This is a genomic window from Xanthobacter versatilis (assembly GCF_043193975.1).
Lineage (GTDB): Bacteria > Pseudomonadota > Alphaproteobacteria > Rhizobiales > Xanthobacteraceae > Xanthobacter > Xanthobacter autotrophicus_E.
In genome coordinates this window covers 769599-790384 of sequence record NZ_JBAFVB010000001.1, presented here as the reverse complement: position 1 = coordinate 790384, position 20786 = coordinate 769599, and the positions used below count along the sequence as shown (strand labels likewise).

Annotated in this window: 16 protein-coding genes and 1 pseudogene; 11 read left to right on the top strand and 6 right to left on the bottom strand. The window is 66.6% G+C overall.

What is annotated here, in order from left to right; genetic code table 11:
- From V5F66_RS03565 to V5F66_RS03545, 5 genes and pseudogenes are all read right to left on the bottom strand, one after another.
- Nucleotides 1-891, bottom strand: a complete 891-nt coding sequence (locus tag V5F66_RS03565) for a branched-chain amino acid ABC transporter permease (RefSeq protein WP_394093255.1) — start codon at nt 889-891, stop codon at nt 1-3.
- A gap of 11 nt (nt 892-902) precedes the next feature.
- Nucleotides 903-1673, bottom strand: a complete 771-nt coding sequence (locus V5F66_RS03560; protein ID WP_394093294.1) for an ABC transporter ATP-binding protein — start codon at nt 1671-1673, stop codon at nt 903-905.
- Nucleotides 1674-2201: 528 nt separating this feature from the next.
- A pseudogene (locus V5F66_RS03555) lies at nt 2202-3149 on the bottom strand (AMP-binding protein); the annotation flags it as partial.
- Nucleotides 3150-3178: 29 nt separating this feature from the next.
- A complete protein-coding gene (locus V5F66_RS03550) occupies nt 3179-3982 on the bottom strand; it encodes an ABC transporter ATP-binding protein (protein WP_394093254.1) in 804 nt (267 codons plus the stop codon).
- 100 nt (nt 3983-4082) lie between these two features.
- Entirely contained in the window at nt 4083-5462 is a 1380-nt protein-coding gene (locus tag V5F66_RS03545; protein ID WP_394093253.1) for an ABC transporter substrate-binding protein, read from the bottom strand.
- 268 nt (nt 5463-5730) lie between these two features.
- Between V5F66_RS03545 and V5F66_RS03540 the strand changes: the two genes are divergently transcribed.
- The 8 genes from V5F66_RS03540 to V5F66_RS03505 all read left to right on the top strand — a co-directional run bounded on the left by V5F66_RS03540 (nt 5731) and on the right by V5F66_RS03505 (nt 14113).
- The gene (locus V5F66_RS03540) at nt 5731-6876 is read left to right on the top strand and encodes a phosphotransferase family protein (protein WP_394093252.1); all 1146 of its coding nucleotides are present in this window, start codon (nt 5731-5733) and stop codon (nt 6874-6876) included.
- An 11-nt stretch (nt 6877-6887) separates the two neighbouring features.
- A complete protein-coding gene (locus V5F66_RS03535) occupies nt 6888-8093 on the top strand; it encodes an acyl-CoA dehydrogenase family protein (RefSeq protein WP_394093251.1) in 1206 nt (401 codons plus the stop codon).
- The gene (locus V5F66_RS03530) at nt 8093-8887 is read left to right on the top strand and encodes an SDR family NAD(P)-dependent oxidoreductase (protein ID WP_394093250.1); all 795 of its coding nucleotides are present in this window, start codon (nt 8093-8095) and stop codon (nt 8885-8887) included. Before V5F66_RS03535 ends, V5F66_RS03530 begins: the two co-directional genes overlap by 1 nt.
- A 15-nt stretch (nt 8888-8902) precedes the next feature.
- Nucleotides 8903-10120, top strand: a complete 1218-nt coding sequence (locus tag V5F66_RS03525; protein WP_394093249.1) for a CaiB/BaiF CoA transferase family protein — start codon at nt 8903-8905, stop codon at nt 10118-10120.
- A 29-nt stretch (nt 10121-10149) separates the two neighbouring features.
- Nucleotides 10150-11811: an acyl-CoA synthetase gene (locus V5F66_RS03520; RefSeq protein ID WP_394093248.1), complete on the top strand. Its 1662-nt coding sequence runs from the start codon at nt 10150-10152 to the stop codon at nt 11809-11811.
- Entirely contained in the window at nt 11795-12532 is a 738-nt protein-coding gene (locus V5F66_RS03515) for a FadR/GntR family transcriptional regulator (protein ID WP_394093247.1), read from the top strand. Before V5F66_RS03520 ends, V5F66_RS03515 begins: the two co-directional genes overlap by 17 nt.
- Nucleotides 12529-13248: a nitroreductase gene (locus tag V5F66_RS03510; protein ID WP_394093246.1), complete on the top strand. Its 720-nt coding sequence runs from the start codon at nt 12529-12531 to the stop codon at nt 13246-13248. The genes V5F66_RS03515 and V5F66_RS03510 overlap by 4 nt, the downstream gene beginning before the upstream one ends.
- A 103-nt stretch (nt 13249-13351) precedes the next feature.
- On the top strand, nt 13352-14113 hold the full coding sequence (locus V5F66_RS03505) for an SDR family NAD(P)-dependent oxidoreductase (RefSeq protein ID WP_394093245.1): 762 nt from the start codon (nt 13352-13354) through the stop codon (nt 14111-14113).
- 105 nt (nt 14114-14218) lie between these two features.
- Here V5F66_RS03505 and V5F66_RS03500 read toward each other — a convergent pair whose 3' ends face one another.
- The gene (locus V5F66_RS03500; protein ID WP_394093244.1) at nt 14219-14983 is read right to left on the bottom strand and encodes a FadR/GntR family transcriptional regulator; all 765 of its coding nucleotides are present in this window, start codon (nt 14981-14983) and stop codon (nt 14219-14221) included.
- 396 nt (nt 14984-15379) lie between these two features.
- On the opposite strand from V5F66_RS03500, the gene V5F66_RS03495 reads away from it, so the two are divergent.
- From V5F66_RS03495 to V5F66_RS03485, 3 genes are all read left to right on the top strand, one after another.
- A complete protein-coding gene (locus V5F66_RS03495; protein WP_394093243.1) occupies nt 15380-16768 on the top strand; it encodes a carboxymuconolactone decarboxylase family protein in 1389 nt (462 codons plus the stop codon).
- A 279-nt stretch (nt 16769-17047) separates the two neighbouring features.
- Entirely contained in the window at nt 17048-18454 is a 1407-nt protein-coding gene (locus tag V5F66_RS03490) for an aldehyde dehydrogenase family protein (protein WP_394093242.1), read from the top strand.
- 159 nt (nt 18455-18613) lie between these two features.
- Nucleotides 18614-20755, top strand: a complete 2142-nt coding sequence (locus tag V5F66_RS03485) for a PQQ-dependent dehydrogenase, methanol/ethanol family (RefSeq protein WP_394093241.1) — start codon at nt 18614-18616, stop codon at nt 20753-20755.
- The last annotated feature ends 31 nt before the right edge of the window (nt 20756-20786 follow it).

Sequence of the window (20786 nt, the reverse complement as noted above, 5' to 3'; positions counted from 1 at the left end):
TCAGACCCTCGCGATGCGGGCGGCGCCGAACAGGCCGGCGGGGCGGATGAGCAGGACGGCGATGGCAAGCGCATAGGGGAACCAGTTCTCGATGCCGCCCCCGACGAAGGGACCGAGATAGATCTCGGCAAGCTTCTCCGAGACGCCGATCACGAGCCCCGCCACGATGGCGCCGGCGATGGAGTTGAAGCCGCCGAGGATCATCACCGGCAGCGCCTTGAGCGCCACCAGGGTGAGGGCGAACTGCACCCCCAGCCGGGCACCCCATACCAGGCCCGCGACGAGGGCGATGAAGCCCGCCGCCCCCCACACCACCGCCCAGATGAAGCCGAGTGGCACGCCCGCCACCTGCGCCGCCTGGGTGTCGTCGGCCACCGCGCGCAGCGCCCGGCCCACCTTGGTGTAGGAGAAGAAGGCCGAGAGCACCGCCACCAGCACCGCTGCCATGACCGCGGCGGAAAGGTCGAACTGGGACACCAGAATGCCGGCGATCTCCAAGGGTTCGTCGGAGATGCCAAGATCCAGCCCGCGCACTCGCGTGCCCCAGATGAGCTGGGCGAAGCCCTCCAGGAAGATGGACAGGCCGATGGTGGCCATGAACAGGATCATGTGATCCTGCCCGACGAGCGGGCGCAGCACCGTGCGCTCGATGGCCACCGCCAGCACCAGCATGGCGGCCAGCGCCAGGAGGAAGGCGGCCCACATGGGCAGGCCGAATTCCAGGAAGCCCACGAAGGTCAGGGCCGCGAACAGCACCATGGCGCCCTGGGCGAAGTTGAACACGCCGGAGGCCTTGAAGATGAGCACGAAGCCCAATGCCACCAGCGTGTACATGACGCCGGAAAGCAGGCCGCCCACCACCACTTCGAGGAAGAAGGAGAAATCGCTCATGTGCTGTTCCTTCAGGCGGCCTCGCCCACGGCGGCGGAGCCGAGGTAGGCGGCGATGACCTCGCGGTCGGCACGCACCTCGGCCGGCGTGCCGTCGGCGATCTTGCGGCCGTAGTTGAGGACCACGACGCGGTCGGACAGGCCCATGACCACGCCGATGTCGTGCTCGATGATGAGGATGGTGGTGCCGAAGCTCTCGTTGACCCGGCGGATGAAGCCGCACATGTCGCGCTTCTCCTCGTGGGTCATGCCCGCCATGGGCTCGTCCAGCAGCAACAGGCGCGGCTCGGTGGCGAGCGCGCGGGCGAGTTCCACGCGCTTCTGGACGCCGTAGGGCAGGCTCGCCACCGGCGCCTTGCGCAGGTGCTCCAGCTCCAGGAAGGCGAGAATGCGCTCCGCCGCCTCCCGCTCGCGGCGCTCCTCCCCTGCGGTGGAGGGCAGGCGCAGGAGCTTGCCGAGAAGCGTGCCCCTGAAACGGGCGGCGCGGCCCACCAGCACGTTGTCGATCACATTCATGCCCTTGAACAGGGAGACGTGCTGGAAGGTGCGGCCGATGCCGGAGCGCGCGGCGAAGGCCGGGCGCATGCGGGCCCGCGCCTTGCCGGCGAAGGTGATGGTTCCGGAGCGCGGGTGGTAGACGCCGTTGATGACGTTGAGCAGCGAGGTCTTCCCCGCCCCGTTCGGCCCGATGATGGAGAGGATCTCTCCCTCATGGACGGCCAGCGAAACGTCGGTGAGCGCCTTGACCCCGCCGAACGCCACCGCCACGTCGCTCACCGCCATGAGCACCTTTCCCTGTGCGCGAGAGGCGCGCTCCGTCCGGGCGTGGTCGGCCGCGAGGGCAACGGCGGCGGGCATGGCGTGCCGCACCTCGCCGTCCAGCGTCAGCTCGTGCGCGCCGAAACCGTCTGGCGCCAGCTCCAGCGCGACGATGGAGACAGGCTGCCCGTTGCTCTCCGCGGCGAGGCGGGCATTCACCCGCTCCACCGCCGTGGCGGCACGGGTGCGGGCGGCGGCGCCATCCTCCGTGTCGCCGCCGGAGGGAGCAAGCGCGATGCGCGCCCGCAGACCCGTGGCATCGCGGGTGACGCGGGTGCGGTCGATGCCAGGCGCGCCCCGCAGCAGGGCTTCCACGCGCCGCAGCAGCCTCGCCGCATCGGCCGGCGTGCCGGCGCGGGAAAACGGGCTGCCGTCCTCGGCGAGGCAGAGGTCTGTGTCCAGCGGCAGGCCGAAAGCCATGAGGCGGGTGGCGGCGGCCGGCTCCAGTTCGCCGGAGGTGACGAAGGCGAGCCGGCAGGCGCTGATCCCGAGGGTGTTCCGCAGCGGCGCAGCGAAGGCGAGGCCGGCGCCAGGCGCGCCCTTCTCCGCCGTACGGGCGAGCGCCCGCACCAGCGGCCCGCCGCCCGACAGGCGGCGTCCCGCATCGCGATCGATCAGCTCGAACACGCGGGCGGGCGCGGGCAACACCGTGGGCGCCACCTCCCTGAGATCGATGGGAAAGCTCGCCGGTCCTTCCACGCAATGCACGCAGCAGCCCGACAGGAGCGGCTGCACCAGGCTCCCCGCCGCGTCCGCGATGCCGGAGGCGGGCAGGAAGGCCATGAGCCGGTCGGATGACACAAGCTCCAGCCGCGACACCGCCGCCTTGCCGGCGGCAAGCAGGCGCCGGTGGGAAAGCGCCACAGGGCGGGGCGGCCCGTCCGCGCCGTCCGTGTGCAGGATAAGCGCGGTCTCGTCGCCGTCGACGGTGGCGGCGCGCCAGGCGAACCAGGAGAGGCCATCCTCGCGGGCCTCTTCCGGCGATGGCCCCAGTTCGTCGAGGCGCAGCACCGGCGCACTGGCGCGACTCACGGCGCGCCACGCGCGGGCGGCCTCCTCATTCTCGCACAGGACCAGGGCGGGCTCGGCCTCCGGCGCACCGAAGCGGCGCAGGAATTCCGGCCCGAGCGGCATCACGGCGGCGCCAAGGCCTTGCGCTCCGAGAGCAGCGGCATACAGCTCCGGCCGGTTCTCGCCCACGCTCACCAGGAGGCCCGCGCCAGTGAAGCCCGCGCCGTCGAGCAGGCGGGCCATGGCGGCGGTGCGGGCGAGATAGTCCGCGAACGTCCACGTACGCCAGATGCCGCCCGTCTTGTGGCGCAAGGCCGGGCGCGTCGCATGGCGGCGGGCTGCAGCAACGAGGGTACCGGGCAGCGTCTCGCCGGGGGGCGCGTCCGCCTGTCCGGTGGCGAGCGCCGTATGGTCGAGGGCATGGTTCATGGGAGGAAGGGTCCCTTCGGCCATGGAGGTCAGGAGAGCCAGCGCGGGCGCCGACGGGCGGCAAGGGTCGCGCCGCCGGCCTCGGCGGAGGCATCGAGCCCGAGATAGGAGGCGCGGATTTCCGGATCGGCGGCGAGCGCCGCAGCCGGCCCCTCGCGCACCACCCGGCCGCTCTCCACGAGATAGCCATAGGTGGCGTAGCGCAGGGCGACGGAGGCGTTCTGCTCGGCGAGGAGGAAGGTCATGCCTTCGTCCGCGTTGAGCTGGCGCATGATGGAGAAGATTTCCTCCACCAGCAGAGGCGCGAGGCCCATGGAGGGTTCGTCGAGCAGGATCATGCGCGGGCGGGCCATCAGCGCCCGGCCGATGACGCACATCTGCTGCTCACCGCCGGAGAGGAGGCCGGCGGCCTGGTGCCGGCGGTCCTTCAGGCGGGGGAAATAGCGGTAGACCATGTCGAGGCTGTCGCCCACGCCACGGTCGCGGCGGGAGAAGGCGCCGACCTTCAGATTGTCCTCCACCGACAGGGTGCCGAAGGCGTGCCGGCCCTCCATCACCAGCGAGAGGCCGCGCCGGGCGAGGTCGGAAGCGTCGAGCCCGTCGATGCGCGCGCCGTCATAATGGATGGCACCCCGCGTCACCTCGCCCCGCTCGGAGCGCAAGAGGTTGGCCACCGCCTTCATGGTGGTGGTCTTGCCCGCCCCGTTGGCACCCAGCAGGGCGACGATGCCGCCCCTCGGCACGCTGAGCGACAGGCCGCGCAGGACGAGCGCGAGACGAGAATACATCACCTCGATGCCGGCGATGGACAGCAAGGGGCCTTGCTCGCTCATGGCGTGCCTCTCCCTGGGATGGTTCCGGCACCGGGTCGGGCGATGCCCGAGCTCCGGCGCGTCGGTTCGTGTGGCGGGGTCGTGGGTGGAGCAGACGGGCTCAGTTGGTCTCGCCGGCGCAGTCGCGCGCCGTGATGCCCTTTTCCTTGGCGAACTGGGCCGCCGAGGCCTCGATCAGCGGGCGGACCATGGACTGGTCCGACTTGATCCAGTCGGAGATCATCGTCCATTTGGCGCCGTCCCATTGCTGGAAGCGGATGGCGCCGTCGCCTTCGTGGTCGGCGCAGGTGACCTTGATCTCCGGCATCAGGCCCTCGAGGCCGAGCTGCTTGATGCGCTCGCTGGTCATCACCAGATGCTCGAGGCCCCAGCGCACCTCGTCACCGGTGAGAGGACGATTGCCGAACTTCTTCATGGCGGTGCGCATGGCTTCCGTCACCGCCACACCGTGGAGCACGCCGCGGACATAGTAGACCGAGCCGATGCGGTTCTCCTCCACATTGCCCTGGCCCTTGGCGTAGACGTACTTCTTGATGTCCTCGAACACCGGATAGTTCGGGCCGGTGGCATGGAACTGGGCGGTGATGAAGCCCTTGGCCGCATCGCCCGCCGGCGTCACGTCCTCTTCCGAGCCCGACCACCACCAGCCAATGATGCGGTCGCGGGCGATGCCGGCGCGGGCGGCTTCCTTGATGCCGGTGGGCGTCGCGGCGCCCCAGCCGCGGAACAGCACCCAGTCCGGCCGATACTGGCGCACCTGAAGCCACACGGCGCGCTGATCGAGGCCGGGCGGCGTGATGGGGAAGGTCGTCACCTCGAAGCCGTAGCGCTTGGCCTGGGCGTCGAGGATGGCCTGGGTCTCGCGGCCGGCGGCGAAGTCCATCACCACATTGGCGATCTTCTTGCCCTTCAGCTTCTCCAGCCCGCCCTCGCGCTCGGCGATGTAGCGGATGGTGGCGGTGTTCTCGCTCCAGTAATTGGAGATGAGCGGGAAGAAATAGGGGAAGACCCGGCCATCGGAGGAATCGGTCCGCCCGTAGCCGATGGTGACGGAGGGGATCTTGTCCGCCGTCATGCGGTCGATGAGGGCATAGACGCCGCCCGTGCCGGAGGGCGTGAAGGCCGCGGCGCCGGTCGGCCCCTTCGCCTTCTGGCGCTCGTAGCATTCGATCATGCGGTCGGGCTGGTAGCCGGTCTCGCACTCCTCATAGACGAGCTTCACGCCGTTCACGCCGCCGTCGCGGGCGTTCACCAGCGCGAGATAGTCCGCATAGGCACCGTAGATGCCCGAGCCGCCCGGCGCGTAGGGGCCGGTGCGGTAGATGGCGATGGGCACGAACTGCTCCATCGCCTTGCCCGCGCCGGGGGTCGGCGACTGGGCCACGGCGGGCAGGGATGCAGCGGCGGTGAAGGCCGCGACGCCGAGGGCGCAGGCGAACGCAAGGGTCGGCACGCGACGCGTGCCAGGGCTTCGAGACATTGGCGCTTCCTCCCGAGGCCGGTGTTTGGTCCGGCATTTTTGATATGATGGTCGGACCATAAATCGAAGGACGCGGAATCGTCAATAGACCGTCGCCGGCCACTGAATCTCGAATTAAATAATTATATTTGCTATATTTTATCGAAATATGACGTCATCCGCGCTGCGTTGCGGCGACGAATTTTCACTTGACCAACTAATTTCAGTCGGACAATTTTAGTCCGACAAAACGTTCGAACCCCGGTGCCTCATGGTCGAAGCCGAACGCATGCCTCCAGGTCTCCCCTCGCCGTCTCCGGAAGAGGGCGACGCGTCGGCCGTGGCCCTTGGGCGGCAGGCCTTGTCGCCACCGCCGGGCGTTGCCCTGCGCAGCCGCGCGGAGAGCCGGGTGCTGGACTGGGACGCGGTTGCCATCCACCTCGAGGACCACGGCATCGCGCTGGATCGCGCCTTCGCGCCACGCCAGTTCGCGGGCGGGCTGGCCAACCTCAACTTCCTTGTCCGAGTGGACGGGGGCTGGACGGTGCTTCGGCGCCCTCCAGACGGCCCCCTCCCCCCCGGCGCCCACGACATGGCGCGCGAGCACCGCATCCTCTCCAACCTCTGGCGGGAGCTGCCGCTGGCGCCCCGCAGCCTGCATCTGTGCGCCGATGCCGGAGTCGCCGGCGCGCCGTTCCAGCTCCTCGAATTCCGCAATGGCATTGCCCTGCGTGGCGACAGCCTTGCCCCCTTCCCCGCCACGACGGAGACGGGCGCCGCCGTCTCGCGCCTGCTGGTGGAGACGCTTGCGGCCATCCATGCGGTGGACCCCAAACGAGTGGGCCTCGACACGCTCGGTCGGCCCGCCGGCTTCTTTGCCCGGACCGCCGCGGGCTGGATCGGCCGCGCCGAGCGGGTGGCGAAGGGCGTGCTCTCCCCTGCCGCCCGCGCCGTGGCCGCATGGCTCGCCGCTGCCGAGGTGGCGGATGCAGCGGCACCGACATTGCTGCACAACGACTTCAAGCTGGACAATGTTCTGCTCGATCCCGTGACCCGCGCGCCCGTCGCCGTGGTGGACTGGGACATGGGCACCCGCGGCGACCCGCTGTTCGACCTCGCGACCCTGCTCAGCTACTGGACCGAGCCGGACGATCCCGCCTGCATGCACCAGCTGGCGCAGATGCCCACGGCCCATCCCGGCTTCCTGACCCGCGCCGAGGCGGCACAGGCCTACGCTCGCGCCACGGGGCGGGACCTCAGGCAGCTCAAGCCCTACCGGGTGCTCACCATGCTGAAGCTCGGCGTGGTGTTCCACCAGCTCCACGCCCGGCACCTCGCCGGCGAGACGGCGGACACGCGCTATGCCGGCTTCGGCCAGCTCGCCGAAGCGCTGTTCGATTTCACCCTCGACATCGTCAACGACAAGACATTCTGAGGCGACGCCCCATGGATTTTGCGCTTCCCCAAGAACTCGCGGCTCTGGAGGCCCGCACAGTGGCCTTCGTGCAGGACGAGATCCTGCCGTTCGAGGCCGACCCCCGCCGCACCGCCCACGGCCCCACCGAAGACCTGCGCCGCGAGTTGGTGGAGAAGGCGCGCGCCGCCGGCCTGCTGAGCCCCCACGTGACGCGGGAATGGGGCGGGCTCGGCCTCTCCCACCTCGGCAAAGCGGTGGTGTTCGAGGCGGCGGGCTATTCCATGCTCGGCCCGGTGGCGCTGAACATCGCCGCGCCGGACGAGGGCAACATGCACCTCCTCGCCGGGGTGGCGAGCCCGGCGCAGAACGCGCGCTTCCTCGCGCCCATGGCGGCGGGCGAGACCCGCTCCTGCTTCCTGATGACCGAGCCCCATCCGGGCGCCGGCGCCGACCCCTCCCTCATGAAGACCACGGCGGTGAAGGAGGGCGACCACTTCATCGTCAACGGCGTGAAGTGGCTCATCACCGGCGCCGAGGGCGCCGCCTTCGCCATCGTCATGGCGCGCACCTTCGTGGACGGGCGGGACGTGGGTGCCACCATGTTCCTCACCGATCTGCCGGCGGAGGGCTTCCGCATCACCCGCGCCCTCGACACCCTCGACAGTTCCTTCACTGGCGGCCATGCGGAGGTGGCGCTGGAGAATTTGCGCATTCCCGCCACGGACGTTCTGGGCGCGGTGGGCGAGGGCTTTCGTTATGCCCAGGCGCGCCTCGTGCCGGCGCGGCTCACCCATTGCATGCGCTGGCTGGGCGCGGCGCGGCGCGCCCACGACATCGCCACCGACTATGCGTCGCGCCGCGAGGCGTTCGGCGGGACGCTGCTCTCCCACGAGGGCGTGGGCTTCATGCTCGCCGACAACGAGATCGACCTTCACACCACCCGCCTCGCCATCCGCCACGCCGCATGGCTGCTGGACCAGGGCCAGAAGGCGAACGTCGAAAGCTCCATGGTGAAGGTCTTCGCCTCCGAGGCCATCTTCCGCGTGGTGGACCGTTCGCTGCAGGTGCTCGGCGGGCTCGGCATGACGCGGGACACGGAGGTGGAGCGCATCTTCCGCGACGTGCGCGGCTTCCGCATCTACGACGGCCCGTCCGAGGTGCACCGCTGGAACATCGCGCGCCGGCTCGCGCGGACCGCGACCGCAGCCGCCGTGCCGGCCGGAAGGGCGGCGTGATGAGCATCGCTATCGCCATGCCCAGCGCCGCGCCGCCCGTCGCCGGCCTTCAGGGCAAGATCGTCATCGTCACCGGCGGGGGGCGGGGCCTCGGCCGCGCCATCTCGGACGGCTTCGCCGCCGCCGGCGCCCATGTGGTGCTCACCGGCCGTACCGCCGCAACCGTCGAGGAGGCCGCCGCCACCATCGCCGCGCAGGGCGGCGCGGCGGAAGGCATCGCCGCCGATGTGTCCCGCGAGGAGGACGTGGACGCCCTGTGCCGCGCGGTGGTGGAGCGCCATGGCCGCATCGACGCCCTGGTCAACAATGCCGGCATCAATCCCTGGTACAAGGCCGCCGAGGACACCAGCCTCGACGAATGGCGGGCGGTCGTGGACACCAACCTCACCGGTGTCTTCCTCGCCGCCCGCGCCGCCGGCCGGGTGATGCTGGCGCAGGGCGAAGGCGCCATCGTCAACGTCACCTCCGTGGCGGGACGGGTGGCCCTTGCGCGGACCACCGCCTATTGCGCCGCCAAGGGCGGGGTGGAGCTGATGACCCGCCAGCTCGCCCTCGAATGGGCGAAGAAGGGTGTGCGGGTGAACGCAGTCGGCCCCGGCTACTTCGAGACCGACCTCACCGAGGGCCTGCGCCACAACCCCAAGCTCGCCGAGCGCGTCACTGCCCGCACGCCCATGGGGCGCTTCGGCCACCCGCAGGAGCTGGTCGGCGCCTGCCTGTTCCTCGCCTCGCCCGCAGCCTCCTACATCACCGGCGCCTCGCTGGCGGTGGACGGCGGCTGGACCGCCGCCTGATCCGCGGGATATCCCATGAACGCGCTCACACCCACTGCCACCCCTCCCACCGCCGCCCCCCTGGCCCTCGCCGGCCTGAAGGTGCTGGACCTCACCCGCCTCCTGCCCGGCGCCTTCTGCTCGCTGATGCTGGCGGACCTCGGCGCCGACGTTCTCAAGATCGAGCAGCCCGAGGGCGGCGACTACAACCGCACCTTCCCGCCGCTGAACCGCGCGGAATCCGGCTCCTTCCTGCTGCTTAACCGCAACAAGCGGAGCCTGACGCTCAACCTGAAGGCCGAGGAAGGCCGCGCCATCCTCCTCAAGCTGGTGGAAGAGGCCGACGTTCTGCTGGAGGGCTTCCGGCCGGGCGTCATGGACCGCCTCGGCCTCGGCTACGAGACCCTCTCCGCCCTCAACCCGCGGCTCGTCTATTGCGCCATCTCCGGCTACGGGCAGGATGGGCCGAGCCGACTGAAGCCGGGCCACGACCTCAACTACCTCGCCGAAGCCGGCGCGCTGCAATTGTTCGGCAAGGCGGGGGAAGGCCCCATCGTACCGGGTCTGTCCATTGCCGATGTGGGCGGCGGCTCGCTCATGGCCTCCACCGGCATCCTCGCCGCGCTGCTGTCGCGGGCGACCACGGACCGGGGCCAGTTCGTGGACGTGTCCATGCACGATGGTGCCATCTCCTGGCTGGCGCTCCACGGCGCGGACCACCTGTTCGCCGGCATCGAGCCGAAGGGTGGCGAGCGTCCCTTCATCGGCCAGGCGCCCTGCTACAACGTCTATGCGTGCGCGGACGGGAAATACGTGGCGCTGGGCCTCATCGAGCCGCATTTCTGGCACCGCTTCTGCGATGCCGTCGGCCTGCCCGCGCTGAAGGACGAGCAATGGCCACAGGGCGAGCGCGAGGTTGCGCAGAAGCAGATCCTCGCCGACCTCTTCGCGCAGAAGCCGCGCGATGCATGGGTGGCGGAGCTGGAGCCCGCGGACATCCCCTTCGGCCCGGTCCTTTCCATGGAAGAGGCGTTCGCCGATCCCCATGCACAGCACCGGCAGATGCTGCTCTCCATGGAGCACGCGGTGGAGGGCACCATTCCCCAGCTCGGCTTTCCGGTGAAATATTCCGGCACGCCCTGCACCCTGCGTTCGCCGCCGCCGCTGCTCGGCGAGCACACCGGCGCGGTGCTGGCGGGCCTCGGCTACGGCGAAGACGACATCGCCGCGCTGAAGGCCGGCAAGGTGATCTGAGCAAAATGATCTGAAAGCAAGAGAGCGCAATGCTCCGGGAGGAAACCATGGCCCCCAACATGACCGACTATGCCGAAACGGCCCGCACCTTCCGCTGGCGGGTGCCGGAGACCTTCAATTTCGCCGCCGACGTGGTGGACCATCTCGCCCACACGGCGGACGGCCCCGCCCTCATCTGGGCCAATGCGGCGGGGGAAGAGCGGCGTTTCTCCTTCTCCGACATGGCGCGCCTCACCGCCTGCTTCGCCTCGGCGCTGGCGGCGCGGGGGGTGAGGAAAGGCGACCGGGTGCTGGTGATGCTGCCGCGCATCCCCGAATGGCAGGTGGCCATGGTGGGCTGCCTGAAGCTCGGGGCGGTGCCCATTCCCTGCATCGAGATGCTCACCGCCAAGGACATCGCCTATCGCGTGCGCCATGCGGGAGTGCGCGCCGTCGTCGCCCGCGCCGAGCATACGGAGAAGTTCGCGGACGTGATGGGCGAGGTGCCGGTGCGCCTTGCGCTCGGCAACGCGCCGGGCTTCGAGCCGCTGGCGGAGGCCCTGGCGGCGGGCGACGAGGCCTTCGCGCCGGTGGACGTGGCGGCGGACGATCCGGCCGTCCTCTATTACACCTCCGGCTCCACCGGTCAGCCGAAGGGCGTGCTCCATGCCGCCAGAGGCCTCTATGCGTGGCGCGGCTCGGCCATCCACTGGCTGGACCTCCGGCGCGGCGATACCATCTGGTGCACCGCCGACACCGGCTGGAGCAAGGCCGGCACCTCCATCCTGTTCGGCCCGTGGAGCTGCGGGGCGGCCAGCTTCTTCTACGACGGCCCGTTCGACCCGAAGGAGCGCCTGCGGCTGCTGGAGCGCTACGGCATCACCGTCTATTGCGCCCCGGGAACCGAGCTGTTCCGGGTGGTGGATGCCGGCGTCGCCGAGCACGACCTCTCGCGCCTGCGCCACACCGTCTCCTCCGGCGAGACGCTCAACCCCGCGGTCGCGGCACGCTGGCAGACGGCGACGGGCGTCCCCATCCTTGAAGCCTACGGCCAGACCGAGACGCTGATGACGCTGCTCAATTATCCCTGCGTCGCCCCGCGCGAGGGCTCCATGGGCAAGCCGCTGCCGGGCCTCGATCTCGCCGTCATCGACGGCGCGGGCAACCGCCTGCCGCCCGGCGTGGAGGGCGACATCGCCCTTCTCACCCCCAACCCGCAGATGATGCTCGGCTATCTCGACGAGCCCGAGCGCACCGCCAGCGCCCATGTGGAAGGGCCGGAGGGGCGCTGGTTCGTCACCGGTGACCTCGGGATGGTGGATGCGGACGGCTATTTCTACCATCGTGGCCGCAATGACGACGTCATCAACTCCGCCGGCTATCGTATCGGCCCCTCCGAGGTGGAGAACGCCCTGCTCGACCATCCGGCGGTGCAGGAATGCGCGGCGGTGGCGGCGCCCCATCCCGAGCGCGGCGAGATCGTGAAGGCCTTCGTGGTGCTGCGCGCGGGGCTCACCGGCGACGACGCCCTCGCCAGCGCCTTGCAGGATCACGTGAAGCGTGTCACCGCTCCCTATAAATACCCCCGCGCCATCGAGTTTCTCGGCGAGCTGCCGAAGACCATGACCGGGAAAGTGCAACGCAAGGTGCTGCGCGACCTGGAAAAGGCCCGTGCCGCCGAGAGGATGGTTCCTGATGTCGCTCGCGCTTGATCCGGTGCAGGTGGAGCGGGCCTTCCGTCTCGTCGCCCGCACCATCGAGGACAAGATCCTGGCCGGCGAAATCGCGCCGGGGGATCTGCTGCCCTCAGAGGCGGGGCTGGCCGAGAAGCTGGGCGTGAACCGCTCCACCATCCGCGAAGCCATCCGCGTGCTGGAGCAGAACGGCTTCGTCAGGCGCGAGGCGGGGCGGAAGAAGCTCTATGCCTCCATCCCCCAGTCCGGCGACATTTCCCGCCGGCTCACGGCGGCGATGGTGCTGCATCAGGTGACGTTCGAGGAATTGTGGGAGGCGATGTACGCCATCGAGCCTGCCGCCGCAGCCTCCGCCGCTCAGCGCAGCGATGCGGCCGACCTCGAGGATCTGGAGCGCAATCTCGAGGAGACGCGCAAGGCGCTGAAGGATTCCACCAGCCTCACCGCCCTCGACATCGAGTTCCACGATTTGGTCGCCCGCGCCACCCGCAACCGGGCCATCCAGATGGCAAGGCTACCGATCTCCGAGCTGTTCTATCCGCCCTTCCTGAAGGTGATGTCGCGCCTCAATGCCGGCGAGCGCCTGCTGGTGGCCCATGAGGCGATCTTCGCGGCGGTGCGCGATCACGATGAGAAGCGCGCGCGGGACTGGATGGAGAAGCACATCCTTGACTTCAAGCGCGGCTACGAGCTCGCCAATCTCGACATGGCCACGCCCGTGGATATGCCCGAAAAATGAGTGCGCCCGCCCCCTCCCCCGCCTCTGTCACCTCCGGCGCCATCTCCGCCGAGGAGGCCATCCGCTCGCGCCGCTCCATCCGCGCCTTCCTGCCGACGCCGGTCGGCGACGAGACCGTTGGGGCCATACTGGAGCTTGCGGCCCGCGCGCCCTCCGGCACCAACATCCAGCCATGGCAGGTGCTGGTGCTCAGGGGTGAACCGCTCGCGGCGCTGACGGGCGAACTCCACGCCCTCTCCCTCGCCGGCGATCCCGGCACGGAGGAATTTGCCTATTACCCGCGGCAATGGCGCGAGCCCTATCTCTCCCGTCGCCGCAAGGTGGGGTGGGATCTCTATGGCACACTCGGCATCGCCAAGGGCGACTCCGAGCGGATGCGCCAGCAACTTGCCCGCAACTTCCTGTTCTTCGATGCCCCGGTTGGCCTAATCTTCACGATCGACCGAGATCTGGAGCGCGGCTCCTGGCTCGACTATGGCATGTTCCTTCAGAATATCATGATTGCCGCGCGGGCCTTCGGCCTCCACACCTGCCCGCAAGCGGCCTTCAACGCCTATGGGCCGGTGATCGCCAAGCGCCTAGCCATTCCGGACACGCAGATGGTCGTGTGCGGCATGGCCCTGGGATATGCGGACGCCGCCGCTCCGGAGAACCACCTCGACACCGAGCGCGAGCCACTGAAAAGCTTCGTGCGCGTCATCGACGCGCTCTCCTGACCGTCGGCCGGCGGCCCGACTTAACCTTGCGCCACCGCCGCACGCGCAGCCCCGGTTGCGCGAGTGATGACGCACGACCACTCCCAGACAGGACATGTCCCACATGGATCTCACCGGCACTCTCGCCATCGTCACTGGTGCCGCTTCCGGCCTCGGCAACGCTACCGCCCGACTGCTGGCAGAAAGGGGCGCCCGCCTCGCCTTGATCGACCTTCGGGAAGAAGGCATGGCAAACCTCTCGAAGGAGACCGGAGCGCTTTCCATCTCTTGCGATGTCGCCGACGCTTCGGCTTCGGAAGCGGCATTCGCCCGCATCCTTGCGGATCACGGAGTTCCGCGGATATTGATCAATTGTGCCGGAATCGCTCCCGGCGCCCGCATCGTTGATCGCAGCGAGCCGGGCTCCCTCGCGGAATTCGAGCGCATAGTGCGCATCAACCTGATCGGCACCTATAACTGGCTTCGTCTCGCTGCGGCCTCTATGACAGGCAACACGCCGGATGCCGAAGGCCAGCGAGGTGTCATCGTCAACACAGCCTCTATTGCCGCCTTCGAAGGACAGATTGGCCAGACGGCCTATGCCGCCTCTAAGGGAGGTGTCGCATCCCTTACTCTTCCGGCGGCACGGGAGCTGGCGCGCTACGGCATCCGCGTCGCTGCCATCGCTCCCGGCCTGTTCGGAACTCCCATGGTGGAGGCGATGACCCAGGAAGTGCAGGATCGCGTCTTTGACGCCATCCCATTTCCGAAGCGCCCCGGCCGACCTGAGGAATTCGCACGGATGGTCCTCAGCATCCTTGCCAATCCAATGGTGAACGGCTCTGTACTGCGTCTCGATGCAGGTTTGAGGATGCAAGCCCGGTGACATCTGCTCTTAAGAGACAATATGCAGATTGAAGCCAGAGCCCGTGTTCGGGGCATAGCCCGATGTGACAGGGCGGTGCGCAGAAGCAGGTTTTACCGCGCGCGCTCAATTCGACCGGTGCGCGGAATCGCCGTCAACGGGACGGTTGATGTCGAAATTGGCCAGTTCGTAGCCGCGGCGGAAGTCCATGATGTGCTTTTCCATCCACAGGGTGGCATGCCTCGGATCACGCCTGCGGATGCCCTCGAATATCTCGGTGTGGGCGGCGAGCATGCGATCCTTCGCATTGAGGCGGGACATCACGCGATAAAAGGCCGGGTAGAAGAATTGCCCAATAGGCTCGCGCGCCAGCAAGAGCGCGCGGTTTCGTGACGCCTTGGCAATGATGTAGTGGAACTCGATATCCAGCGCCACAAGCTCGGTTTCATGTTCGAGGCAGCGGCTGGTCGCTTTGAGATTCGTATCGAGCAACGCTATTTCTTCAGCACTAGAGCGCTCTGCGGCAAGCTCTGCGGCGCGGACCTCGAGCGGTAGCATGATTTCCCACAGTTCGAGGAAGGTAATCTCGTGCAGGATCATGGCGCGGGTCATCTGCTGCGCCAGATCCTTCTCTTGGGGGACACTGATGACGAGGCGGCGAGCGCTCTTGCGGAAGACAAGCCCACTCTGCTCGAGGACACGGATGGCCTCGCGCACTGTCGATCGGTTGACGCCAAGCTGCTTTGCCAACTGCAATTCCGATGGCAGTTGCTGACCGGTTTTGAAAACGCCGTCGAGGATGCGCTTCTCAATGGATGACGCAACCAACTGGTAAGTCGGCTGAGCCTCGACCCGCTCCAAGGCGAAAGTTTCGTTTCGGACCTCACCCATGATGCGTATGCCCACATTCAAAGCAGCCGATAGTCGGTCTATCCGCAGATTTTCGCACCATAGTGATGTCGCGCCCCGGAGCCAACCCACACGACTAATGCTGTCAATTTTTGAAATTCATAATGTATTTCAAATATTTACAATTATCGATGATCTGAGTTTGGCGATCCTGCTCTGCAGCGTTTTTTGATGGTGAGTCTAGACAGCGGATTGGCGGCACGATATAGACCGATAGTCCGACTATAAATAAATCGTGGTCTCCTAGCCGAATTGCCCGCTGAGATGACGCCAACGGTCAGCGAGCACCGCCACGGTATTTATGATTATACCATAAATCATAGATACTTATATGGACATGGCTGGGTGACTTCCAATTCAGATAACTGGAGGAGCCCCATGCGCAAGACCTGCCGAACCTTAAAGTATGATGCCAAAGCTCCTCAGCCGCAGGAGCCTATTGCGGCAATATCGTCCCTCCCTTCGCGCCGAGCCCTTCTTGCCAATGCCGTCTGCGCGATCGGAAGCGTCGGTGTCATGACGGCGGGGAATGCCCATGCCTCCACCACGAATGAAACGGCGGACGCGCGCTATGAACGCGGGATGCAGATGCTCAAGCGCGTCGGCGGCGAGGGCTACGACATTCCTGTGAAACGCCTCGCGGAAGTGGCCCCGGATCTTGCGCGCTTCACTGTCGAATATCCTTACGGCGACGTTCTGTGCCGCCCCGGCCTTGACCTGGCAAGCCGCCAGATCTGCACGATTTCGGCACTGATCGCCAACGGCAGCGCTCAGCCGCAGCTCAAGTATCATATGAATGGCTTCCTGAACGTCGGCGGAAAGCCGCGGGAACTTGCCGAACTGATGTTCGTGGCCATCGCCATCTGCGGTTATACTTCCGCAATCAACGGCGTCGGCCTCATTCGCGAGATTTTCAAGGAGCGCAACATCGCCTTCGAGGCGATCGCCCCCGTCACCGACGACGGGACGCGCCGGTACGAACGCGGCATGGCAACCCTCATCGCCTGGTCACAGAAGGGGCCGGACGCGGTGACCGGGCCGCTTCAGAAGGTGTCTCCGGAACTCGCCCAGTGGGTGGTCGAGGTCGCCTATGGTGACCTTCTGTCGAGAGAGGGGCTCAGCCACCAGACGCGAGACCTCGCGATTGTGTCGATGCTGACCTCCCAGGGAAATCGCGCCGATGCGCTGAGATTTCATATCGAAGCCGCGCTGCGCCACGGCCTCACGAAGGAGCAGCTGATCGAGGCCATCACGCAGCTGAGCATCTATGCAGGTTTCCCTGCAGCGCTGAATGCCTTCGCGGTGGCGAACGCCACGTTCAAGGATTGGAACGGCGCAATCCCTGCTGGCCCTGCGTCGGGGGCGGCGGCGGTGCAATCGGAGACCCGCGAGGCCCGCCGCAAGCGCGGATCGGAAGTGCTGTCTAGGACATCCGCCGCTGCCGGCGAGGCGGTCGTACGCAGCTTCTCCGACATTGCTCCAGACATCGGCACGATGATCGTCGAGAATGCCTATGGCGACGTCTTCGCCCGCAACCAGATCTCCTCGAAGACGCGCGAGCTGACCGCGTGTGCCGCGCTGGCGGCCGTCGGCAGCAAGACGATGGAGACGCCGCTTCGCGTCCATGTGAACGCCGCGCTCACCGCTGGTGCCAACCGCGAGGAGATCAACGAGGCGCTTCTCAACCTCATACCTTATTTCGGCTACCCGGTGGTGCAGCAGGCGATCCGCATCGCTGGCGAGGAGATCACCAAGCGACCCACTTGAAAACAAGGTCGGCCAGCCCGCCGCATGGGCTGGCCGACACGCTGCTCGCAGCGCGAGCCTTCAGGTCCCGCGATGTTCCTCGCCACGTCTTTTGTGGCTTCAGATGCCGTGCGCCCGCACGCCAAGGCCCGAGCCATATCTAGCCGCCGTTGGGCAGACCGCGACCGGAGAACGCATCTCCCGTGGAGGCGCGCGGGAGCTTTACAGGAGCCGGCACGGACCGGAGGCGCTGGAATTACCGTTTTCTCGCTTGTTTTGCTTCTCAAAGAGAGTCACCCCATGGCACTTCCAACCAAGCTCCTCATCGATGGACAGCTTCTTGACGGCTCCGGACTACTGAGCGTAGTCGACCCCTCGACCGGCGAGCCTTTCGTCGAGGTCCCGCGCGCGTCGCAGGCACAGATGGAGGCGGCGATCGCTGCAGCGAAGGCCGCACAACCCGCCTGGGGCGCGGCCCCCTTGTCTACGCGTCGTGAGCGTCTGGCGCGCTTCGCCGACGCAGTGGCGCAGCATACCGACGAACTCGCCCGCACCCTGGTGATGGAGCAAGGCAAGCCTCTGGAGCAGGCACACGCAGAGATCAGCTACGCTGAGTTCTTTCTCCGCCATTTCGCCACAGCGGAACTACCCGTCGAGATCGTGCAGGACGACGAGGTCCTTCGGGTCGAAGTTCATCATCGTCCGCTGGGCGTGGTCGCCGGAATCACGCCCTGGAACTTTCCCGTACTCATCGCCGCTTACAAGCTCGGCCCTTCGCTACTGCTCGGGAACACCTTCATCCTCAAGCCCGCGCCGACCACACCTGTGACCTCGCTGATGCTCGGCGCACTGGCGCGCGATATCTTCCCTCCGGGCGTCGTCAACGTCGTCACGGATGCCAACGACCTCGGCGCATTGCTCACGACCCATCCGGATGTGGCGAAGATCTCCTTTACCGGCTCGACGCCCACCGGGCGCAAGGTGATGGCGAGCGCCGCGTCGACCTTGAAGCGGATCACGCTCGAGCTCGGCGGGAATGACGCCGCCATCGTACTTGACGACGTGGACGTCGCTGCCGTGGCGCCGAAGATATTCGCCGGCGCCTTCCTCAATGCTGGGCAGGTCTGCATCGCGATCAAGCGGCTCTACGTCCATGATCGCGTCTATGATGCGCTCTGCGGCGCACTGGCAGCGCAGGCAGACACTTCGGTCTTGGGGAACGGCCTTGACGCCAGCACCTCGATGGGTCCGTTGCAGAACGCCGCGCAGTATGCCAAGGCGCAATGCCTCCTCGACGTGGCTGCGAGCGACGGCACGATCGTCACAGGCGGCATCGAGGCACGCAACAGCGGCTACTTCGTTCGGCCGACCATCGTCCGAGACATCACCGATGGCAGCGAACTGGTCGACGAAGAGCAGTTCGCCCCGATCCTACCCGTCGTGCGTTTCAATGACATCGACGACGTCGTAAGCCGTGCCAACGCCTCACCCTACGGCCTAGGAGGGTCCGTCTGGTCCGGCGACATCGATCGCGCCTACGAACTGGCGCAGCGGATCGACAGCGGAACCGTGTGGATCAACCATCACTTGCATTTCGGCCCCCACATTCCCTTCGCCGGCGCCAAGCAATCCGGCTACGGCGTGGAGTTTTCCGAGGCCGGCCTTTCGGAATTCGGCCAGACGCACGTCATAAGCATCGCGAAATGAAAGCATCTGGCGGGCGCGAGCGCGCACAGCGGATCTGATAACGGCGGCATGCCATGAACGCGCGCTGCCGATCCGCCGTAAAATCTGCCGCCGACCCCCGCCGTTCCATCCCGCTCAACCGCGCCGGTCGATGGGCTGGCCCATTTACAGGACACAACGATGAGCTGCCTCATTGTGCGTTCGAGAAATCTTGTCTTCGCGTTAGTCGCGGGCATCGCCACCGTCGTCCAAGCGGGCGGAACACCGGCCGCCGCCGCGCCGGTTGCCGACGTGGACGGGCGACGTATCATCGGTGCCGACGCCGAACCCGGCAACTGGTTGTCACATGGGCGAACCTATTCGGAGCAGCGCTTCAGCCCGCTGAAACGCATAACCGACGCGAACGTCGCGAAACTGGGCCTAGCTTGGCATCACGACATTTATACCCGCACCGCGCGCGGGCTGGAGGCGACCCCCATTGTCGTGGACGGCGTGCTCTATACGTCGACCGCGTGGAGTCATGTCTTAGCGCTTGATGCTCGCACCGGCGCAAAACTCTGGGAGTTCGACCCCGAAGTCGATGGGATTTATGCGGCCCGGGCGTGCTGCGACGTGGTGAATCGGGGGGTCGCGGTCTGGAAGGGGAAGGTTTTCATTGGCGCAATTGATGGACGTCTGATCGCCCTCGATGCGACGACAGGCAAGAAGGTCTGGGAGACGCTGACGGTAGATCGCAGCAAGGACTACACCATCACCGGCGCCCCCCGGGTAGTGAAGGGAAAGGTGATCATCGGCAATGGTGGTGCGGAATTTGGTGTGCGTGGCTATGTCTCCGCCTACGACGCCGATACCGGCGCGATGGTGTGGCGCTTCTACACCGTTCCCGGCAATCCGGCGGACGGCTTCGAGAGCCCCGTTCTCGAAATGGCCGCAAAAACTTGGGCCGGGGAATGGTGGAAATACGGAGGCGGCGGCACGGTGTGGGATTCCATGGCCTACGACCCCGATCTCGACCTACTCTATATCGGCGTCGGCAACGGTTCGACATGGAATAGGAAGATTCGCAGCCAAGGAACCGGCGACAACCTATTCCTGTCTTCTATAGTGGCGCTGCGGCCGGACACAGGCGAATACGCCTGGCATTTCCAGACCACACCCGGGGAGTCCTGGGACTATACCGCCACCCAGCATATGATACTTGCGGATTTGATCATTGGAGGGCGTCCCCGAAAGGTTCTGATGCAGGCGCCCAAGAACGGCTTCTTCTACGTTCTTGACCGCGAGACTGGAGAATATATTTCCGGAAAACCCTACATCGCATTGACGTGGGCGAAGGGGCTGGATCCGGCGGGCCGCCCGATCGTCGACCCACAGCAGCGCTATGAGGATACCGGCAAGCCGACATTCGTCGTCCCCGGACCGCTCGGAGGCCACAATTGGCACCCCATGAGTTTCAATCCTCAGACCGGCCTCGTTTATATCCCCACACGTGATGCCGGCGCCATCTACGCTCCGGCGGCACCTGATAACTACAGTCTTCGCCCTGGCGCATGGCGCTTCGGCCTGGATATGACGGCGCTGACTTTGCCCGAGGATGCGAAGGATCGCATCCAGGCCGCCAAGGGGGTCAAGGGACGGCTCATCGCATGGGACCCCGTCCGGCAGGCGGAAAAGTGGGCGGTCGAGATGCCCATGATCTGGAATGGCGGCGTGGTGTCTACGGCAGGCAACCTCGTGTTTGCTGGCAACGCACAGGGCCTTTTCGTAGCCTACCGGGCCGACACCGGCGAAAAATTGTGGGAGTTCGCAGCCGGCACCGGCATCGTAGCGGCCCCTGTCACCTACGAAGTGGAAGGTGAACAGTATGTTACGGTCCTTGCCGGATGGGGCGGGGCGGTGCCGATCGTCTTTCCCGGTATTGTCGCGGGCGCGCCCTCCAACGGCACCAATCGCGTCCTGACATTCAAACTGGGAGGCTCGGCATACTTGCCGGTCGCTGAAAAAAACTCCTCCCCGCTGGCTCCACCTCCGGCAATAGCCAATTCAACCACTGTCGAAGCGGGGAGGGTTCTCTTTCAGGAGAATTGCTTCCGCTGTCATGGTGAGAGCGCGGTGGGCGGTCCGGTGCTGCCAGATCTCCGGCGCAGCACCGCCATCGGCGACCCCGCTCTTTGGACACAGATTGTGCTTGGCGGAGCTCTTGCCTTCAACGGCATGGCGCCATTCGCACCCCAATTAAGCCAAGACGAAGTAGAGAAAATTCGATCCTACGTGATCAAGAGAGCGGAAGACGAGATCAAAGACCCATCAATCAGAAAGTGAATTGAATATGACCTGCTGGCCCAGCGAACTG

What these genes read in the sequence shown, in the direction of transcription:
- V5F66_RS03565 (WP_394093255.1), bottom strand. Translation starts at nt 891, where the DNA reads ATGAGCGATTTCTCCTTCTTCCTCGAAGTGGTGGTGGGCGGCCTGCTT.
- V5F66_RS03560 (WP_394093294.1), bottom strand. Translation starts at nt 1,673, where the DNA reads ATGGCGGTGAGCGACGTGGCGGTGGCGTTCGGCGGGGTCAAGGCGCTC.
- V5F66_RS03550 (WP_394093254.1), bottom strand. Translation starts at nt 3,982, where the DNA reads ATGAGCGAGCAAGGCCCCTTGCTGTCCATCGCCGGCATCGAGGTGATG.
- V5F66_RS03545 (WP_394093253.1), bottom strand. Translation starts at nt 5,462, where the DNA reads ATGTCTCGAAGCCCTGGCACGCGTCGCGTGCCGACCCTTGCGTTCGCC.
- V5F66_RS03540 (WP_394093252.1), top strand. Translation starts at nt 5,731, where the DNA reads ATGCCTCCAGGTCTCCCCTCGCCGTCTCCGGAAGAGGGCGACGCGTCG.
- V5F66_RS03535 (WP_394093251.1), top strand. Translation starts at nt 6,888, where the DNA reads ATGGATTTTGCGCTTCCCCAAGAACTCGCGGCTCTGGAGGCCCGCACA.
- V5F66_RS03530 (WP_394093250.1), top strand. Translation starts at nt 8,093, where the DNA reads ATGAGCATCGCTATCGCCATGCCCAGCGCCGCGCCGCCCGTCGCCGGC.
- V5F66_RS03525 (WP_394093249.1), top strand. Translation starts at nt 8,903, where the DNA reads ATGAACGCGCTCACACCCACTGCCACCCCTCCCACCGCCGCCCCCCTG.
- V5F66_RS03520 (WP_394093248.1), top strand. Translation starts at nt 10,150, where the DNA reads ATGCTCCGGGAGGAAACCATGGCCCCCAACATGACCGACTATGCCGAA.
- V5F66_RS03515 (WP_394093247.1), top strand. Translation starts at nt 11,795, where the DNA reads ATGTCGCTCGCGCTTGATCCGGTGCAGGTGGAGCGGGCCTTCCGTCTC.
- V5F66_RS03510 (WP_394093246.1), top strand. Translation starts at nt 12,529, where the DNA reads ATGAGTGCGCCCGCCCCCTCCCCCGCCTCTGTCACCTCCGGCGCCATC.
- V5F66_RS03505 (WP_394093245.1), top strand. Translation starts at nt 13,352, where the DNA reads ATGGATCTCACCGGCACTCTCGCCATCGTCACTGGTGCCGCTTCCGGC.
- V5F66_RS03500 (WP_394093244.1), bottom strand. Translation starts at nt 14,983, where the DNA reads ATGGGTGAGGTCCGAAACGAAACTTTCGCCTTGGAGCGGGTCGAGGCT.
- V5F66_RS03495 (WP_394093243.1), top strand. Translation starts at nt 15,380, where the DNA reads ATGCGCAAGACCTGCCGAACCTTAAAGTATGATGCCAAAGCTCCTCAG.
- V5F66_RS03490 (WP_394093242.1), top strand. Translation starts at nt 17,048, where the DNA reads ATGGCACTTCCAACCAAGCTCCTCATCGATGGACAGCTTCTTGACGGC.
- V5F66_RS03485 (WP_394093241.1), top strand. Translation starts at nt 18,614, where the DNA reads ATGAGCTGCCTCATTGTGCGTTCGAGAAATCTTGTCTTCGCGTTAGTC.